We start from the raw sequence: 16,729 nt of genomic DNA on the forward strand, positions 1-16,729 counted from the left end.
CCCGCGACCAAACCGATGGAGAGGGCCGCCTCATAGTCAACGACTTCGGAGGGTCCCTATTCACCCTGCCTGCAGTGTGCCGGTCTGGGGCGACTTCAGCGCGCCTTTACCACTGAGATGGCCGCAGGATGCCGATGGAGGCCACCGCCTCTTGCCGCAGTCACCAAGGGATAGAGGCTGCGCCGCGTTTCACACCACGCCCATCTGTCGCCGTATTCCACTGCTTGATGGCACCTTTCGACAGAAAGGATACGCCTTGCTTCCCATTCGCCACACCGCTGCCCTCGCAGCCACCGCTCTCGCTCTCCTCGCCGCCGGCTGCCAGAAGGAGAAAGAGCCCGAAGCCGCTGCCGCCGTCGAATCCGGCATCTGCAAGCGGGAAGCGGCCGAGACCCTCGTCGGCAAGGACAAGATTTCCGATGCCGAGGCGATGAAGCTGACGGGTGCGACGATCGTGCGCCAGATCAAGCCGGGCGACGGCGTGACCATGGACCTGCGGCAGGAGCGCGTGACAATCGAGACAGACCCGGCAACGGGAAAAATCACCCGCGCCATGTGCGGCTGACCGAACGCCGTTTCGACGGCCTTAAAAAGGGGAGGATCCATACGGAATCCTCCCCTTTTTTGCGCGTTTGTTCGCATACCGATTTTGCGCCGCCGTATTCCAGGCAGCGTCGTCGGCACCGTCGTCATCAGCAGAGGACTGCCGGCGGGCGGTGGCGGCGCCCGGACCGCCGGTCGCTATTGCTCGACGAGACTCTTCTGCGTGAACAGCTGAACGAGATCAACCGCCTCATGGGGCTTGGCATCCAGCTGGAGATGGCTTTCGATGTGCTTCAGGTGGAGCGTCATCATCCAGGCCGCCTTTTCGGCATCACCCGTGTGGAAAGCATGCACGATGGATGCGTGGTCGTCATCGCGACAGCTGTTCAGGCCAGGCGCACCGAAGAGTCCGATGATGAGGGAGGTCCGCGTCACCAGTTCCTTCACCGTGCGGATGAGGATCGCATTGCCGGCGATCTGCGCCAGCATGGTGTGAAACTGGCCCGAAAGACGGATCGCGTCGTGCCGGTGCCGCTCCTTGTGCGCGACATATTCCATTTCGAGGAGCCGGTTCAGCTCCGCGAGGTCGTCCTCGCCGGCGCGCTGGACGGCAAGGCGCGTGATGTTCGGCTCCAGCGCAAGCCGCGCCTCGAAGACTTCACGCGCCTGATCGGGCGTCGGTGAGGCGACGAAGGCGCCGCGATTGGCATGAAGCTCGACCACTTCCCGGCTGGCCAGCAGCAGAAGCGAGCGGCGGATGCGCATGCGTCCGACGCCGAAAGCCTCGCACAAAGCGGACTCGGAGAGTTTCGTACCCGGCGGCAGTCGCTGCTCGACCACGGCTTCGAAGATGCGTTCCACGATATCGCTTTCGTCGATTTCCTCCGCCTCGACCGGATTTTCCCGCCCCAAATCAACCACCGCACCACCTCGATATGCGCACTCTACTGCACTTCGTTTTTAAATAGAGCCGATTTCATCAACCAACAAGTCGCGATTTCGTTGATGAAGTGGTTCCGTGTTGTGCACGACGGCTTGACAGGATTGTTAACAATGCATTGAATGCTCTGGCCAAGGCGTGACGTGGCCGCCCTCGCAGCCCGCTCGCCACTAGAAAATAAATCAATGGCCCAGAGGAAGAACAATATGCACAAGCGTACATTCCTGAAGTTTTCCGCCCTCGCAGCAGCGACCTTCCTGTCCCTGCCGCTGATGGCGCATGCCGAGAACGCCAAGCTGAAGATCGGCTTCGTCGGCGTCACCTCCGGCCCGGCCGCGGCCTGGGGTATTTCCAACCAGCGCTCGATGGAAGCGCGTGCTGCCTGGCTTAACGAACTCGGCGGCGTGAAGATCGGCGACAAGACCTACGACATCGAGATCGTGCCCTTCGACGACCAGAAGGACCCGAAGCGCGCCATCGCCGGCATGGAGAAGATGGCACAGGACGGCGTGCACTATGTCGTCGGCCCGAACGTCGATGACGGCGCCGCAGCGGTGCGCCCGGTCGCCGAGCACAACGGCATCATGTATTTCCCCTACGCCTTCCCGAAAGAGCTTTTCACGGCACCGGCCTCAAACGCGATCCTCGGCATGGTGGCAAACTACCAGTCTGGCCCGGCCATCTACAAATATCTCAAGGAAAACAAGGGCGTGAAAAAGATCGCCTTCGTTGCCGCCAACGAATCCGACCCGCTCAGCCAGCGTGAATCCGGCATTGCCGCCGCCGAGGGTCTCGGCCTCGAAGTAGTGTCCGGCAATGTGACCTACCAGGTGGACACGACCGACTTCACGCCAGTCCTGCTGCCTGTCATCCAGGCCTCGCCCGACCTTCTCGTTCTCTCGGGCGTTTCGCCGGCCAATGCGCCGCAGCTCATCCGCTCTGCCCGCGAGCTCGGCTATACCGGCTTCATTTCCACGGAAACGGGACAGGACGCGACCGTTCTGCAGGAAGGTGCAGGCGAACTTGCCGAAGGCTTCATCTCGGTCGGTGGCGCGTCCACGCCGGAACTCGCCAGCGACACGATGAAGGAATTCGTCGACCGCTATACAAAGATGTTCGGCGAGTACAACGACGAGTCAAACACCAAGGTCTATGCGCTCGAATACATCCTCGAGACGCTGAAGGCGAACCCGGCGGCAATCGACAATGTCGAGGAATACAAGAAGACCATGGATACGTTTGAAGCGCCGAACCCCTTCATGAAGGGCGACGCCAAGCTGCGTTATGTCGGCATGACCTCCTTCGGCCAGAAGCGTCAGGTCTCCGTCCCGCTCGTGGTGAACGAATTTAAGGGCGGCAAGTTCGAGACGATGTTCGTCGGCCAGGTCGACTGATCGGAGCCTAGGCATCGATGAGACAGGGATCCGGACGCCGCCGCGTCGTTCGGCCGGATCCCTCTTGCCTGAACGTCCTTCCATTGGAGGCTCACGATGGAACAGATAATCGCCAACGGTCTCTATCTCGGGGCGCAATATGCGTTGATCGCCCTCGGACTGACCCTGATCTTCTCGCTGATGAACGTGCTGAATTTCGCCCACGGGCAGATGTACGTCTTCGGCGGCTTTGTCACCTATACGGTCGTCGTCCAGCTCGGCCTGCCCTTCATCGTCGGCCTCTTCGCGTCGGCGGTGGTGCTGGCGATCATGGGGGCGGCCATCGAAAAATTCCTGTTCGCGCCGGTCGTGCGCCGCTCCAAGCGCGATGAATCGACCATGCTGCTGGCAGCCGGCGTCGCCTTCTTCCTCGATGCGGTCATCCTGCTCTTCTTTGGCGAAAAGCAGCGCGGCGTGCCGAAGGTCGTCAACGGCGTGCTCAACCTCGATATGCGCATCATCATGCCCTATGACCGCATCCTGATCGGCGTGCTCGCCATCCTGCTGATCGTGGTCTTCATCGGCTTCATGAACTATTCCAAGACCGGCCGCGCCATGCGGGCGCTCGCCCAGGACAAGATGGCGGCGCAGTTGATGGGCGTGAACGTCGCCCGCTACTCGATGATCGGCTTTGCGCTCGGCGCCATGCTCGCCGGCCTCGTCGGCGGCCTTCTCGTCACCATCACCGGCGTCAATCTCGGCATGGGCGGCCCGACGTCGGTCAAGGCCTTCCTGATGATCATGATCGGCGGCGCGGGTGTCATTTCCGGTGCGATCGCCGGCGGCTTCATCCTCGGCATGATGGAGAGCGTCGGCCTGACCGTGCTCTCGGCCTATGGCGACATCACCTATCTCGTCATCTTCGCCACGCTGATGGTTTTCCTCGCCGTCCGCCCGCAGGGGCTGATGGGCAAGCCGTGGGGTTAAGGTCATGAACACGAAAAGACTTCTCGGCTTCGCAGCCTTCCTACTCACCGTCTTCGTTCTCGTCCCGCTGTTCATTAACGCGACCGGGCGCTGGGACTTCTACTACACGCTGACCTCCGTCGCCCTGCTCTCCGTGGGTGCGGCCGGTGTCTGGCTCACCTTCTATATCGGCCGCATCAATATCGGCCAGGGCGCCTATGCGCTGGTCGGCGGCTACGTCTCGACGATCCTCGTCACGAAGGCCGGTGTTTCCTTCTGGTGGACGCTGCCGCTGGCTGGCCTGTTCTGCGCCTTCATCTCCGTGCTGATCGGCCTGCCGATCCTCAGGCTGCGCGGCGTCTATTTCGCCATGGTCACGCTGGTTCTGACGGAAGTCGCCCGCCTGTCCGCCCTCGCCTTACCCATTACCAACGGCGCCAAGGGCATCACCTCGATCCCGCAGCCGGGCGAGCTCTCGCTCTTCGGCCTGACGATCATCCCGGACTTCGCCACGCTCTCCAATCCACGCGTCGGCTTCTACGTCATGGCCGTGGTGCTGATGATCATCACCTATCTGGTGCTCTGGCGCATCGTGAACTCGCGGCTCGGCCATCTCTGCCGCAGCCTCCAGCAGAATGAGGAACTGTCGGCCTCGATCGGCGTCAACACCGCCTATCTGCGCCTTCTCGCCTATGCGATCTCCTCGTTCTTCGGCGGCATTGCCGGCGCGATGTTCGCCTCCATCGCCCAGTCGATCTACCCGTCGTCCTTCGTGGTCGCCGACAGCGTGAACTTCATGCTCTACTGCTTCCTCGGCGGCCTGGGTTACGTCTTCGGCCCGATGCTCGGCACGCTGCTGCTCTATTTCGGTTGGGATCTGCTGTCGATCGCCAAGGAATACCAGCTGCTCATCTATTCCGGCGTCATGATCCTGCTCATGCTGGTCCTGCCGAACGGTGTCCTCAGCCTTCTCGACAAGAAGGAGGGCCGGGCATGACCCCGATCCTGCAGATCAAGAACATCACCAAGCGCTATGGCGGCCTGACGGCGGTGAACGACGTCACCTTCGACGTCAACAAGGGGGAAATCCTCTCGGTGATCGGCCCGAACGGTGCCGGCAAATCGACGCTGTTCAAGCTGATCTCCTCCTTCGTGCCGGCGACATCGGGCGAAGTGCTGTTCAACGGCACGCGCATTTCGAGCCTCGCGCCGCACAAGGTGGCGCAGATGGGCGTGGTGCGCACCTTCCAGGAAACGACGATCTTCCGCTCCATGACGGTGCGCGAAAACATCATCGTCTCCCATCACCTGCGCTCGACGGCGAGCCTCTTCGGCTTCTTCATCGGCACCAAGCAGGCGAAGGAGGATGAGGCGGCCTTCGCCAAGTCGGCCGACGACATCGTCGATTTCCTGGGGCTTCAGGCGATCCGCAACGAGCTCGCCTCCAACCTGCCGCAGGGGCACCTGCGCGCGCTCGGCATGGCCATCGGCCTTGCCACCGATCCGAAGGTCATCCTGCTCGATGAGCCCTTCGCCGGCATGAACCACGACGAGACGATGAAGATGGTCGGGCTCGTCCGCCGCCTTCGCGACGAGCGTGGCGTCACTGTTCTCCTCGTCGAGCACGACATGCCCGCCGTGATGAAGATCAGCGACCGGATCGTGTGCATCAACTTCGGCCAGAAGATCGCCGAGGGCACGCCCAAGGAAATCCGCGAGAACGAGAAGGTGATCGAAGCCTATCTCGGCTCCGAAGATGCGGCGATCGGGATGTAAGCCATGACCAAGATATTGAGCGTTGAGAATATCGAACTCTACTACGACCATATCTATGCGCTGAAGGGCGTATCGATCGATGTGGATGAAGGCGAAACCGTCGCGCTGATCGGCGCGAACGGGGCAGGCAAATCCTCGATCCTGCGGGCGATCACCGGGCTCCGGTCCGTCAAGTCGGGCCAGATCTTCTATCAAGGGCAGAAGCTGAACGGCACCTCGGCGGCCGAGATCGTACGGCGCGGCATCTCCATGGTGCCGGAGGGGCGGCGCGCCTTCCCGTTGATGTCGGTGAAGGACAATCTGCTGATGGGCGCCTTCACCCGCACCGACAAGGCGGAGATCGAGCAGACGCTGGAAAACGTGCTGACACGCTTTCCGCGCCTGCGCGAACGCTATCACCAGCAGGCCAGCACCATGTCGGGTGGCGAGCAGCAGATGATGGTGATCGGCCGCGCGCTGATGGCGCGCCCGAAGCTCCTGCTCCTGGACGAGCCATCGCTCGGCATCGCGCCCAAGCTGGTGCAGGACATCGCCCGCGCCATTGTCGCCATCAGCCGCGACGAGAAGGTCTCCATCCTCCTCGTCGAGCAGAACAGCCGCATGGCCCTCTCCATCTCGAACCGAGCCTATGCGCTCTCCACCGGGTCGATCGCGCTGTCAGGCAATTCGAAAGAGCTGATGAACGACGACCGCATCAAGGCTGCCTACCTCGGAGGCGAACTCTGACATGAAAATCCTCGTCATCAACCCCAACACGACCGCCTCGATGACGGATCATATCGGGAAGGCGGCGCGCGCCGCCGCCTCTCCCGGCACCGACATTACTGCCGTCAACCCGGCGCACGGCCCCGTCTCCATCGAAGGCTATTTCGACGAGGCGATGAGCCTTGCAGGCCTGCTCGATACCATCCGCCGCAACCCCGATTGCGACGCCGTCGTCATCGCCTGTTTCGACGATACCGGTCTCGACGCCGCTCGCTGCCTCACCGACAAGCCGGTCATCGGCATCGGCGAAGCCGCCTATCACTTCGCCTCGATGATCGCCAACAAGTTCTCCGTCGTCACGACGCTGGCCCGCTCCGTCCCGGCGCTGGAACATAACCTTGCCCGCTACGGCCTTGACGCGCGTTGCGCCCGCGTACGTTCCTCCGAAGTCGCCGTGCTGGAACTGGAGCAGCCCGGTTCGAATGCACGGCAGAAGATCAGCGCGGAAATCGGCGTCGCCGTCGCGGAGGATCGCGCCGAAGCCATCGTGCTCGGCTGCGCCGGCATGGCGAGCCTCGCGGCCGATCTTGCTGCCGAACACGGCCTGCCCGTGCTCGACGGCGTATCCTGCGCGGTGAAGATGGCCGAAGCCATGGCCGGTCTCAACATGCGCACCTCCCGCCGTGGCGGCTACGCCCCGCCGCCCTCCAGCAAGCTGGAGCGTATATTTGGAGCCTAAACGCGGCTTCGCGGCATCGTGCCCTGGATGAAACATAGGCTGCAATTATAGTATTGTTCATGCGCTTGTTCGGCTTATTCACCATGGACATAGCCGGCCTGCGCATGCAATTTGCGGGCGTATTTTCGGACAGGAGATTGCCGCATGGCGCCGAAAGCAGCCAATTCCAGCCGGGGACGCTCGCCGGCCGTTCATCGTGCCCTGAAGCGCGCAATCCTCGATCAGGCGCTGCTTCCCGGCGCGAAGCTTCCGGAAGATCTGCTCGGCGAACGTCTCGGGGTCAGCCGCACGCTCGTGCGCGAAGCCCTGGTGCGCCTCAGTGAAGAAGGCCTGGTCGACCTCACCCCCAACAAGGGCGCGACGGTTGCGCGGCCGACGCTGGAGGAAGGGTTGAACCTTTTCATCACGCGCATGGCCCTCGAACGCCTTGTCGTGGAATCGCTTTCGGGCAAGCTGACGAAGGCGCAGATCGAAACGCTGACCGCACATATCGCAGCGGAAGAGGCCGCCAAGCCGGAGCATGCCGTGTCGATCCGCCTTGCCGGGGAATTCCACACGATCCTCGCGCAGATGACCGAGAATGCCAGCCTGATCCGCTATGTGAACGAGACCGTCGCCCGCAGCTCCCTCATCCTGGCGCTCTACGGGCGGCCGCATTCGTCGGATTGCGCCGTCTCCGAGCATCAGGAAATTCTCCGCCATCTCATCGCCGGCGAGACGGATGCCGCCTCCAAGCTGATGATGCACCATCTCGACGCAATCTCGACCCGCGCGCTCCTCCCCCGCGACAGCGACCGGGACATGAAGGACGTCTTGTCGGACTATGCTGTTGCGGAAGGCCTGCTCTGACCTGCATGGCCTTCCCGCTCTGTCGTGCCGCCCAAAACCCTTATCACAAGCCGATCGAGCCGCTATTCTGCGGAAATGACGACGCTGTTGGAGCCCTCCGTGCCGGGTGAAACCTATACTCTCTTGCGAGAACGTATGACGATCCGCGGCGAGCTTGACGCGGACAGTTTCCTGCCGTGGATCCGCCGCCATGCCAGTAAGCTCGGCCTTTTCCAGGACATCGTTCATAGTGGTCCCGACCGCATCGAAGTGGACCTTGCCGGTGCGCCGGAGCTCATCGATATGATGGAGGTTGGCTGCCTGTTGGGGCCGATTAACGTATGGGTTGAAACCATCGATCGCAGGCGCGTCAGCAATGCCGGTGGATAGCCGGAAAAGCCGCCATTCTGATATTTGATCAAACTTGCCAATGCGGAATTGTTTGTGCAAACGTAGAAGGGATCTTTCGTCTTCTGCAAAATCAAGCGGTTGAAGTCACTTGGAAAATATCCTCATACCTGCAGGGCCGACGGGCTCTTGGGTTCCGGTCGCCCTTTCTTCGGATCTACCGGCGGGAACCGTCCTGCCGGCGCGCATTCCCGCAGGCGCGCTCGCGCTCTGGCGCAGCCAGTCCGGCCGTGTCGCCGCCTCGGCGGATCGATGTCCACACCGCGGGATGAGCCTTTCGCACGGTTTCGTGCGGGGCGAGACGCTCTCCTGCATCTATCACGGCTGGAGCTATGGGCAGGCCGGGAACTGTCTGCGCATCCCCGCCCATCCCGGACTGACGCCGCCTGACGCGATCCGCACTGTCACCCATCCGGTGACAGAGGCCGATGGCGTGGTCTGGGTCGCCGTCGACGAACCCACTGCCGCGCCCCCGGGCCTTGCCGGCCTTGTGCCCTTGCGCTCGCTCACCGCCTTCGCCGACATTGCCGCAATCGAGGCGGCCGCCGGAGTCAAGGCGACGGCCGATGGGCTGGTGAACGCGGGAGATATCCGCCTCCTGCTGTCATCCACCCGAGATGGCGAAACTCTTATCCATGTACTGGTCTCGGCCGATGCCGGTCCTGCCGCCCGTATTGCGGCGGCGCGCATCGCCGAAGGTCTGCGCCGCAAGGCCGAGGATATCTACAAGAAGGGAGCCGCCCGATGATCGTAGGCCCCATGCTCGATGAATGGTACCCGGTCGGCATCTTCGGCCAGCTCGACGAAGCCGGCCGCAAGACCATGCTGATGGGCGAACCGATCGTGGTCGCGCGCAATGGAAACGGCGACGCCAGGGTGACCGACAGCACCGGCCGCAGCCTGCCGGTGCGCGTGCGCTACGGCCATGTCTGGACCTCGCTTGGCGATCCGCAAAAAGAACTCTTTGCGATCCCTGAGGCCGACCAGCCGGGCCGCCGCTTCGTCGATGTCGGCGTTGTTCGGGTGCGCTGCTCGCCGCTTCGCGCCGTCGAGAATTTTTTGGACATCGCCCACTTCCCCTTCGTGCACACCGATATTCTCGGCGCCGAGCCGCATACGGAAGTGCAGGCCTACAAGGTCGAAATCCGCGAGGATGTCGATGAGGTCTGGGCCACGCAGGTGCAGTTCTACCAGCCGCAGGCGGCGAAATCGGCAAGTGGCGGCATCACCACGCAATATATGTACCGCGTGGCCGGACCGACCTCGACCGTGCTCTACAAGACCTGCCCGCCGAAGCCGAGCGAATGGGACGTTATCACGCTCTTCGTGCAGCCGCTCACCGAGGATCTCTGCGACGTCTGGCCCTGGATGGCGCTGTTCGACGACGACACGCCGATGACCGATCTCATCCATTTCCAGCAGACGATCTTCCTACAGGACCGCTCGATCCTGGAAAACCAGGTGCCGCGCCTCCTGCCGCTCGATCCCGGCATGGAAATGCCGACGCGCGCGGACCTGACCTCCGTCGCCTACCGGCGCTGGTTGAAGCGTCACAACTTTACCTATGGTGCGCAGCTGGTGGCGCAATGATGAAGCTTTACGACTACATTCTCTCACCGAGCTGCTACAAGGTGCGCCTGATGGCGGCACTGACAGGCGTCAAGCTCGACCTGCGCGCCGTCGATTTCCATCCCGGCCTCGAACATCGCGGTCCGGAACTGCTGGCGCTCAATCCCGCCGGCTCGATCCCCATCCTTGAAGACGGCGATCTGCTCCTGACCGAATCCTCCGCCATGCTCGTCTATCTCGCGGCGAAAGCCGCCCCGGACTGGCTTGCCGGCAGCGATGCGCAAGAAGCCGCCCGCGTGCAGCAATGGCTGTCCTTCTCCGGCCGGCTCACGGCAAGCCTCGGCGGTGCGCGTCTGCACGAAATGCTGCTGCGCCCGGGTGATATCGACGCTCTTCGGGCATCGGGCATCGCCGCCCTTCGCGAACTGGAACTCGGCCTCGTCGAGCAGGCGGAACGCGGACAGAACTTCCTGGCAGCGAACCGGCCGACCGTCGCCGACATCGCCTGTTTCCCCTACGTGGCGCTGGCGCCCGATGGCGGCGTGCCGCTCGATCCCTATCCGGCGATCCGCCTCTGGTCGCGCCGGCTCCGCTCGCTTCCCGGCTTCATCGAAATGCCCGGCATCCACCGGCTGCACGAACTGAAGCCCGAGCCGCAGCTCGAAACGGGCGAGGCGTGACATGACCGGCCATCTCCTGAAGAACTGCGCCGCCGTCATCGTCAATGACGGCAATGGCCCGACGGTCCGGCGCAATGTCGACCTCCTCACCGAGGGCCCCGCCATCAAGGCGATCGGCGAGAACCTGTCCGCCGGCCCCGGCATTGAGGTGCAGGACGCCACCGGCTGGTTCGTCTATCCCGGCCTCGTCAACACGCATCACCATTTCTTCCAGTGCTTCGTGCGCAACCGCGCCGATCTCGACTGGACGAAACTCTCCGTCATCGAGTGGCTGGACCGCATCTATCCGATTTTCTCGCAGCTCAACGAGGAATGCTTCTACCATTCCTCCGTCACGGCCATGGCCGAGCTGATCAAGCATGGCTGCACCACCGCCTTCGACCACCAGTACAATTTCCCGCGTCATGCCGGGAAGCGGCTGATCGACCGGCAGTTCGAGGCCGCCGACCTGCTCGGCATGCGTTTCCACGCAGGCCGCGGCGGCAACACGCTACCGAAATCCGAAGGATCGACCATCCCCGACGCCATGCTGGAGACGACGGACGAGTTCATCGCCGATTGCGCCCGTTTGATCGATACCTATCATGACGCAAAGCCCTTCAGCATGCGCCAGGTCGTCGTCGCGCCCTGCCAGCCGGTGAATTGCTATCGCGAGACCTTCGTGGAATCCGTAGCGCTGGCGCGCGATCGCGGCGTCTACCTGCACACCCATGTCGGCGAGGGCGAAAGCCCTGTTATCGCGGCGCGCCACGGCAAGCGCACGGTCGATTATCTGGAGGAACTGGGTTTTGCCGGCCCGGATGCCTTCTATGCCCATTGCTGGGAACTGACGCATGATGAGCTGAAGACCATGGCGGCAAGCGGCACCGGCGTGTCGCATTGCCCCGAGCCTGTCTATCTCGTCGGCGCGGAAGTGACCGACATCCCCGCCATGGCGGCTTTCGGCCTGCGCGTCGGTCTCGGCTGCGACGGTGCGGCCTCCAACGACAATTCCAACCTGATGCACTGCCTGCACTCGGCCTATATGCTGCAATGCCTCGTCGCCTCGACGCGCAAGCATCCCGTGCCCGATCCGGTCGATTTCCTCGGCTATGGCACGACGGGCGGCGCGAGCCTGCTCGGCCGGCCGGATATCGGCCGGCTCGCGCCCGGCATGGCCGCCGATCTCTTCGCCATCGACACGCGCCGCATGGATTATGTCGGCACGCGGCATGATCCCGTCAGCCTGATCCCGCGTGTCGGCATCGGCATGGCGACGGACATGACGATGATCAATGGCCGCATCGTCTGGCAGGACGGCGCGTTTCCGGGCCTCGACGAGGCGAAGCTTGCCGCCGATGCGGAAGCCGCGCTCGCCACCGTAGAATTCTAAAAAACCAACCAGAGGGAACCATCATGACCAACCTGACCCGCAGAAACCTGATGAAGGCCGCGGCCGCCACCGGCCTTGCCGGCGTGCTCGGCAGCCGCCTTGCCTTCGCCGCCGACGAGCCGCTCGGCATCACGCTCGTCGTGCCCTCGCCGATCGGCGATGTGGGCTGGGGCCACGCGCTTTCCGCCAGCCTGGAGCCTGTCAAGGCCAAGTACGGCGACAAGGTGAAGGTCACGGTGCTGGAAAACATCATGGAAGGCCCAGACGCTGACCGCATCATGACCAAGACCGTCGCTGACGGAAACAAGTTCCTGATCGCCGGCTCCTTCGGCTACCAGAACGGCGCGCTGCAGGTCGCCCGCCGCGATCCCGGCGTCACCGTGCTGCATGCCTCCGGCTTCCAGGTTGCGCCGAACTTCTCGCCCTTCGCCGCGAAATATTTCCAGGGCACCTACCTGCTCGGCATGGCCGCGGCAGCGCTCTCCAAGACCGGCAAGCTCGGCTCCGTCTCGGCTTTCGCCATTCCCGAACTCATAACCTCGATCAACGCCTTCACGCTCGGCGCCCAGGCCGTGAACCCGGATATCGAGGTCTCCGTCGTCTGGGTCAATTCCTGGTTCGACCCCGCCAAGGAACAGGAAGCGGCCAAGGCCCTGATCGCGCAGAAATGCGACGTGATCTTCTCTAACGCGCAAGACACGCCCTCCGTCGTGGCGGCCTGCGAGGATGCCGGCGTTTATTCCTTCAACCTCAACTCCTCGATGAAGAAATATGCCGAGAAGACCTATCTCGGCTGCGTCGCGACCGACTGGTCGCCCTTCTTCCTGGCCTCGGTCGAAGCCCATCTCGCCGGCACCTTCAAGGGTGCCAATGCCTTCCTCGGCGTGGCCGACAAGGTGGTTCAGGTTACGGACTGGAACCCTGCGATCCCTGCCGACGCGATGACGAAGATCAAGGAAACCGAGGCCAAGATCGCCGACGGCAGCTTCTCGCCCTTCACCGGCCCGATCGCCAAGGCCGACGGGAGCGAGGGTGTCGCGGCTGGCGCCACGATGACCGACCCCGAGATCATCGCGATGGACTGGCACGTCAAGGGCGTCGCCACCCCGCTGCCGAAGTAAGCCCATGACCCCGCCCCTCCTGTCGCTGCGCGGCATCTCGAAGAGCTACGGACCGATCAAGGCCAACCAGGGCATCGATCTTGATGTGGCCGAGCGGTCGATCCACGCGATCCTCGGCGAGAACGGGGCGGGCAAATCGACGCTGATGAAACTCATCTACGGCGTCGAACAGCCGGACGACGGCACCGCGACCTGGCAGGGCGAGCCACTCGCCCTCGCCTCCCCCGCCGAGGCGCGGCGGCAGGGTATCGGCATGGTCTTCCAGCATTTCTCGCTGTTCGAGACCCTGACGGTGGTGGAAAATATCCGCCTCGTCGTGCCCGGCAAGAAGGCTGAACTGACCGAGCGCATCCGCACGCTCGGACGCGATTTCGGTCTGGAGGTCGATCCGCTCGCCCATGTGCATGCGCTCTCGGTCGGCGAGCGTCAGCGGGTGGAGATCATCCGCTGCCTGATGACAAATCCGAAATTGCTGATCCTCGACGAGCCGACCTCGGTCTTGCCGCCGCAACTGGTGGAAAAGCTCTTCGACACGCTGCGGCGCCTGCGCGACGGCGGCGTGTCCATTCTCTTCATCTCGCACAAGCTGGAGGAAATCCGGGCGATCTGCGACCGCGCAACGATCCTGCGCGCCGGCCGCGTGACCGGCAATGTCGATCCGCGCGAGCACGACGCGCATGATCTTGCCCGCATGATGATCGGCCGCGATATGCCCGAGCCGATGCCGGCCGAACCCCGGAGCGGCGGCGACAAGCAGCTCGAGATCGTCGGCCTCGACCATACGCCCGACGATCCCTTCGCCGTGCCGCTCGCCGATATCAATCTGACGGTGCGTGCCGGCGAGATCCTCGGCATCGCCGGCGTTTCCGGCAATGGCCAGAGCGAACTCGCTGCCCTGATCTCCGGCGAGAACCGGCTTTCCCGTCATGAAAAGGATCGTATTTTCATGATGGGCGCCGACGTCGGTCAGCTTGGCCCGGCGGCACGCCGCGCGCGCGGCTTCGCCTTCGTGCCGGAAGACCGGCTCGGCCGCGGTGCGGTGCCCGAAATGTCGCTGGTGCTGAACGGGCTGCTGACCGCCCATCCGCTGAAGCTCCTGAAAAACGGCCTCGTCGACAAGGCTGGGGCCACTGCCTTCGCCGAGACCTGCATCCGCGACTTCGACGTACGCACGCCCGGCCCGCAGGCGGAAGCCGGGGCGCTTTCCGGCGGCAATCTGCAAAAATTCATCGTCGGCCGGGAGATCATGCTGGCACCGAAACTGCTTTTCGTCGCCCAGCCGACCTGGGGTGTCGATATCGGCGCGGCCTCGGCCATCCGCCGCCGGCTGATAGCACTGCGCAATGCGGGCATGGCGATCCTCGTCATATCGGAGGAGCTGGAAGAATTGTTCGAACTCGCCGATACGATCCAGGTGCTCTATCATGGCCACCTCAGCCCGCCGCTGGTGACACGTGACACGCGGCCGGAAGAGATCGGCCGCTATATGATGGGCGCAAAGCCGGAAAAGGCCGACGCATGAGCATGACGCATTTCGTGCCCAATCTCGTGCGCCGCGAACGTGCCTCGCGCAAGGCGATGCTGCTTGCGCCGCCGCTGGCGCTCGCCGCCGCGATCCTGCTCAATCTCGCGCTTTATGTGCTGATGGGGCGCGATCCAGCTGCCGTCGTGCATGCCATGCTGCTGGAGCCCTTCCTCTCCTGGTCGTCGTTTTCCGAAGTACTGCTGAAGACCGGGCCGTTGCTTCTCATCGCGCAGGGCCTCGCCATCGGCTTCCGCGCCAAGGTGTTCAATATCGGCGCGGAGGGGCAGTTCATCCTCGGCGCGATCTTCGCTTCCGCCATCCCGATCTGGTTTCCGCAAGCGACTGGCGGCTGGATCTGGCCTGCCATGCTCCTGATCGGCGCCATCGGCGGCGCGCTGTGGGCCGGCATCACCGCCTTCTGGCGTGTGCGGCTCAACGCCAACGAAATCCTCGTCTCACTGATGCTGAGCCTGGTGGCTGCGCAACTCCTCTATTACCTGCTGCTCGGCCCCTGGAAGGATCCGAACGGCTTCAATTTCCCGCAATCCGTGATGTTCCAGTACGACGCCATGGTGCCGACGCTGTTTGCCGGCACGCGCGTCAACGTCTCGCTCCTGATCGCGCTCGCACTGTCGCTCGCCGCCTGGGTCTTCATGCAGAGAAGCTTTATGGGCTACAAGCTGCAGGTCGGCGGCCTTGCCCCGCGCGCTGCCGGCTATGCCGGCTTCAGCGAGGGCGGAGCGATCTGGCTGTCGCTGCTCATCGGCGGTTTCGCCGCAGGTCTTGCCGGGGCGGCGGAAGTCGCAGGGCCGCTGGGCCAGCTCCAGCGTTCGATCTCCACCGGCTACGGCTATTCCGCGATCATCGTCGCCTATCTCGGCGGCCTGCATCCCATCGGCATCGTCATCTCCTCGCTGGTCATGGCGGCGATCTCGATCGGCGGCGACAATGCCATGGTCTCGGCCAACCTGCCGATTGCCGCCGTGCGCGTCTTCCAGGGCAGCCTGCTGCTTGCCTATCTCGTCGCCGTCGCCTTCGTGCGCTATCGCCTCGAATGGCCGCAGATATCAGCGCGGAGCCCGTCATGAACGCCGTCGAATTCATTCTTGCCGGCATGCTGGCGGCGGCAACGCCCTTCCTGCTCGCAGCCCTCGGCGAACTGGTGGTCGAGCGGGCCGGCGTGCTCAATCTCGGCGTCGAGGGCCTGATGGCCTTCGGCGCGGTCATCGCCTTCATCATCGTCTATCATGGCGGCGGGCATTTCATCGCCTTCATCGCCGCCGGGATCTGCGGCGCGCTGCTTTCGCTCGTTTTCGCCCTCATCGCGCTCGGCTTCCGCGCCAATCAGGTCGCGACGGGCCTTGCCATCGGCATTCTCGGCCAAGGCCTGTCCGCCCTCTTCGGCAAGAGCTACGAGAGCCTGACGGTGAAGGGCCTGCCGAAGATCGGCATTCCCGGTCTTGCCGACCTGCCTGTTATCGGCGGCCTCTTCGTTCAGGATAGTGTCGTCTGGCTATCCTTGCTGGCGACGCTCTGCATCTGGGCGACCTTCGCCTTCACCAAGACCGGTCTCGTCATTCGCGCCGTTGGCGAAAACCCGAAGGCTGCGCATGCCATCGGCTATCCCGTCATCGCCGTGCGCGTCGCCGCCGTCGCCTTCGGCGGCATGATGGCCGGCCTTGCCGGCGCCTATGCCTCGGTGGTCTATACGCCGCTCTGGGCCGACGGCATGATCGCCGGCCGCGGCTGGATCGCGATTGCTCTCGTCGTCTTCGGAACCTGGCTGACGGGCCGTGTCTTCCTCGGCGCCTGCCTTTTCGGCGCGGTCTCGCTCATGAGCCTTGCCGCCCAGACGACCGGCCTCGATCTGCCCTCGCAGCTCCTGTCGAGCCTGCCCTATATCGTCACCATCATCGTGCTCGGCATCATTTCCGCCGACCGCCGCCTGCTCAAGCTCAACGGCGTTGCCTCGCTTGGAGAACCTTTCGAACGATAATTTTCATGCCAATAGCAATAATATTCCCATCAAGGTCCCTTGTTGTGCCACTGGCGGGCTTGAATGGATTTGCATCGCGCGTAAGACTATAATCCATAGGATTGTCCCGGCCTTGCCAACACAACGCGAATAAGCGGTTGCAGGGGCGCCGGACGATGCTTAAGCTACAGCAGTGGCCACAACGGCAC

18 protein-coding genes are annotated in these 16,729 nt (G+C 63.4%); 17 read left to right on the forward strand and 1 reads right to left on the reverse strand.

All coding sequences use genetic code 11. The features are described from left to right. Positions 1-256 precede the first annotated feature (256 nt). Positions 257-565: an I78 family peptidase inhibitor gene (locus tag D0Y60_RS11065; protein WP_117369836.1), complete on the forward strand. Its 309-nt coding sequence runs from the start codon at positions 257-259 to the stop codon at positions 563-565. A 176-nt stretch (positions 566-741) separates the two neighbouring features. On the opposite strand, the gene D0Y60_RS11070 is transcribed toward D0Y60_RS11065, so the two are convergent. Then, a complete protein-coding gene (locus D0Y60_RS11070) occupies positions 742-1,464 on the reverse strand; it encodes a GntR family transcriptional regulator (RefSeq protein ID WP_117369838.1) in 723 nt (240 codons plus the stop codon). A 225-nt stretch (positions 1,465-1,689) separates the two neighbouring features. Between D0Y60_RS11070 and D0Y60_RS11075 the strand changes: the two genes are divergently transcribed. From D0Y60_RS11075 to D0Y60_RS11150, 16 genes are all read left to right on the forward strand, one after another. Then, positions 1,690-2,877: an ABC transporter substrate-binding protein gene (locus D0Y60_RS11075; RefSeq protein WP_117369840.1), complete on the forward strand. Its 1,188-nt coding sequence runs from the start codon at positions 1,690-1,692 to the stop codon at positions 2,875-2,877. 96 nt (positions 2,878-2,973) lie between these two features. Beyond that, positions 2,974-3,843, forward strand: a complete 870-nt coding sequence (locus tag D0Y60_RS11080) for a branched-chain amino acid ABC transporter permease (RefSeq protein WP_117369842.1) — start codon at positions 2,974-2,976, stop codon at positions 3,841-3,843. Between the two features lie 4 nt (positions 3,844-3,847). Beyond that, a complete protein-coding gene (locus tag D0Y60_RS11085) occupies positions 3,848-4,819 on the forward strand; it encodes a branched-chain amino acid ABC transporter permease (protein WP_117369844.1) in 972 nt (323 codons plus the stop codon). Then, entirely contained in the window at positions 4,816-5,598 is a 783-nt protein-coding gene (locus D0Y60_RS11090; protein WP_117369846.1) for an ABC transporter ATP-binding protein, read from the forward strand. Before D0Y60_RS11085 ends, D0Y60_RS11090 begins: the two co-directional genes overlap by 4 nt. Before the next feature lie 3 nt (positions 5,599-5,601). Further along, a complete protein-coding gene (locus D0Y60_RS11095) occupies positions 5,602-6,324 on the forward strand; it encodes an ABC transporter ATP-binding protein (RefSeq protein WP_117369848.1) in 723 nt (240 codons plus the stop codon). A gap of 1 nt (position 6,325) precedes the next feature. After that, positions 6,326-7,042 carry an aspartate/glutamate racemase family protein gene (locus tag D0Y60_RS11100; protein ID WP_117369850.1) on the forward strand — a complete coding sequence of 239 codons (717 nt, stop codon included), beginning with the start codon at positions 6,326-6,328 and terminating at the stop codon, positions 7,040-7,042. Positions 7,043-7,186: 144 nt separating this feature from the next. Further along, positions 7,187-7,891, forward strand: a complete 705-nt coding sequence (locus D0Y60_RS11105) for a GntR family transcriptional regulator (RefSeq protein WP_117369852.1) — start codon at positions 7,187-7,189, stop codon at positions 7,889-7,891. Between the two features lie 135 nt (positions 7,892-8,026). Then, positions 8,027-8,260, forward strand: a complete 234-nt coding sequence (locus D0Y60_RS11110; protein ID WP_245409168.1) for an acylphosphatase — start codon at positions 8,027-8,029, stop codon at positions 8,258-8,260. A 124-nt stretch (positions 8,261-8,384) separates the two neighbouring features. Continuing rightward, the gene (locus tag D0Y60_RS11115) at positions 8,385-9,026 is read left to right on the forward strand and encodes a Rieske 2Fe-2S domain-containing protein (RefSeq protein WP_117370403.1); all 642 of its coding nucleotides are present in this window, start codon (positions 8,385-8,387) and stop codon (positions 9,024-9,026) included. Continuing rightward, positions 9,023-9,868 carry an aromatic ring-hydroxylating dioxygenase subunit alpha gene (locus D0Y60_RS11120; RefSeq protein WP_117369856.1) on the forward strand — a complete coding sequence of 282 codons (846 nt, stop codon included), beginning with the start codon at positions 9,023-9,025 and terminating at the stop codon, positions 9,866-9,868. Before D0Y60_RS11115 ends, D0Y60_RS11120 begins: the two co-directional genes overlap by 4 nt. Further along, positions 9,868-10,527, forward strand: a complete 660-nt coding sequence (locus D0Y60_RS11125; protein WP_117369858.1) for a glutathione S-transferase family protein — start codon at positions 9,868-9,870, stop codon at positions 10,525-10,527. Before D0Y60_RS11120 ends, D0Y60_RS11125 begins: the two co-directional genes overlap by 1 nt. A 1-nt stretch (position 10,528) precedes the next feature. Then, positions 10,529-11,899, forward strand: a complete 1,371-nt coding sequence (locus tag D0Y60_RS11130; RefSeq protein WP_117369860.1) for an amidohydrolase — start codon at positions 10,529-10,531, stop codon at positions 11,897-11,899. A 23-nt stretch (positions 11,900-11,922) separates the two neighbouring features. Then, the gene (locus D0Y60_RS11135; RefSeq protein WP_117369862.1) at positions 11,923-13,020 is read left to right on the forward strand and encodes a BMP family ABC transporter substrate-binding protein; all 1,098 of its coding nucleotides are present in this window, start codon (positions 11,923-11,925) and stop codon (positions 13,018-13,020) included. Between the two features lie 4 nt (positions 13,021-13,024). After that, entirely contained in the window at positions 13,025-14,542 is a 1,518-nt protein-coding gene (locus tag D0Y60_RS11140) for an ABC transporter ATP-binding protein (protein WP_117369864.1), read from the forward strand. After that, positions 14,539-15,633, forward strand: a complete 1,095-nt coding sequence (locus D0Y60_RS11145; protein ID WP_117369866.1) for an ABC transporter permease — start codon at positions 14,539-14,541, stop codon at positions 15,631-15,633. Before D0Y60_RS11140 ends, D0Y60_RS11145 begins: the two co-directional genes overlap by 4 nt. Beyond that, a complete protein-coding gene (locus tag D0Y60_RS11150; protein ID WP_117369868.1) occupies positions 15,630-16,541 on the forward strand; it encodes an ABC transporter permease in 912 nt (303 codons plus the stop codon). Before D0Y60_RS11145 ends, D0Y60_RS11150 begins: the two co-directional genes overlap by 4 nt. The last annotated feature ends 188 nt before the right edge of the window (positions 16,542-16,729 follow it).

The organism is Shinella sp. WSJ-2 (assembly GCF_003432075.1).
In the GTDB taxonomy this organism is placed as follows: Bacteria; Pseudomonadota; Alphaproteobacteria; order Rhizobiales; family Rhizobiaceae; genus Shinella.

What these genes read in the sequence shown, in the direction of transcription:
- D0Y60_RS11075 (WP_117369840.1), top strand. Translation starts at nt 1,690, where the DNA reads ATGCACAAGCGTACATTCCTGAAGTTTTCCGCCCTCGCAGCAGCGACC.
- D0Y60_RS11080 (WP_117369842.1), top strand. Translation starts at nt 2,974, where the DNA reads ATGGAACAGATAATCGCCAACGGTCTCTATCTCGGGGCGCAATATGCG.
- D0Y60_RS11085 (WP_117369844.1), top strand. Translation starts at nt 3,848, where the DNA reads ATGAACACGAAAAGACTTCTCGGCTTCGCAGCCTTCCTACTCACCGTC.
- D0Y60_RS11090 (WP_117369846.1), top strand. Translation starts at nt 4,816, where the DNA reads ATGACCCCGATCCTGCAGATCAAGAACATCACCAAGCGCTATGGCGGC.
- D0Y60_RS11095 (WP_117369848.1), top strand. Translation starts at nt 5,602, where the DNA reads ATGACCAAGATATTGAGCGTTGAGAATATCGAACTCTACTACGACCAT.
- D0Y60_RS11100 (WP_117369850.1), top strand. Translation starts at nt 6,326, where the DNA reads ATGAAAATCCTCGTCATCAACCCCAACACGACCGCCTCGATGACGGAT.
- D0Y60_RS11105 (WP_117369852.1), top strand. Translation starts at nt 7,187, where the DNA reads ATGGCGCCGAAAGCAGCCAATTCCAGCCGGGGACGCTCGCCGGCCGTT.
- D0Y60_RS11110 (WP_245409168.1), top strand. Translation starts at nt 8,027, where the DNA reads ATGACGATCCGCGGCGAGCTTGACGCGGACAGTTTCCTGCCGTGGATC.
- D0Y60_RS11120 (WP_117369856.1), top strand. Translation starts at nt 9,023, where the DNA reads ATGATCGTAGGCCCCATGCTCGATGAATGGTACCCGGTCGGCATCTTC.
- D0Y60_RS11125 (WP_117369858.1), top strand. Translation starts at nt 9,868, where the DNA reads ATGAAGCTTTACGACTACATTCTCTCACCGAGCTGCTACAAGGTGCGC.
- D0Y60_RS11130 (WP_117369860.1), top strand. Translation starts at nt 10,529, where the DNA reads ATGACCGGCCATCTCCTGAAGAACTGCGCCGCCGTCATCGTCAATGAC.
- D0Y60_RS11135 (WP_117369862.1), top strand. Translation starts at nt 11,923, where the DNA reads ATGACCAACCTGACCCGCAGAAACCTGATGAAGGCCGCGGCCGCCACC.
- D0Y60_RS11140 (WP_117369864.1), top strand. Translation starts at nt 13,025, where the DNA reads ATGACCCCGCCCCTCCTGTCGCTGCGCGGCATCTCGAAGAGCTACGGA.
- D0Y60_RS11145 (WP_117369866.1), top strand. Translation starts at nt 14,539, where the DNA reads ATGAGCATGACGCATTTCGTGCCCAATCTCGTGCGCCGCGAACGTGCC.
- D0Y60_RS11150 (WP_117369868.1), top strand. Translation starts at nt 15,630, where the DNA reads ATGAACGCCGTCGAATTCATTCTTGCCGGCATGCTGGCGGCGGCAACG.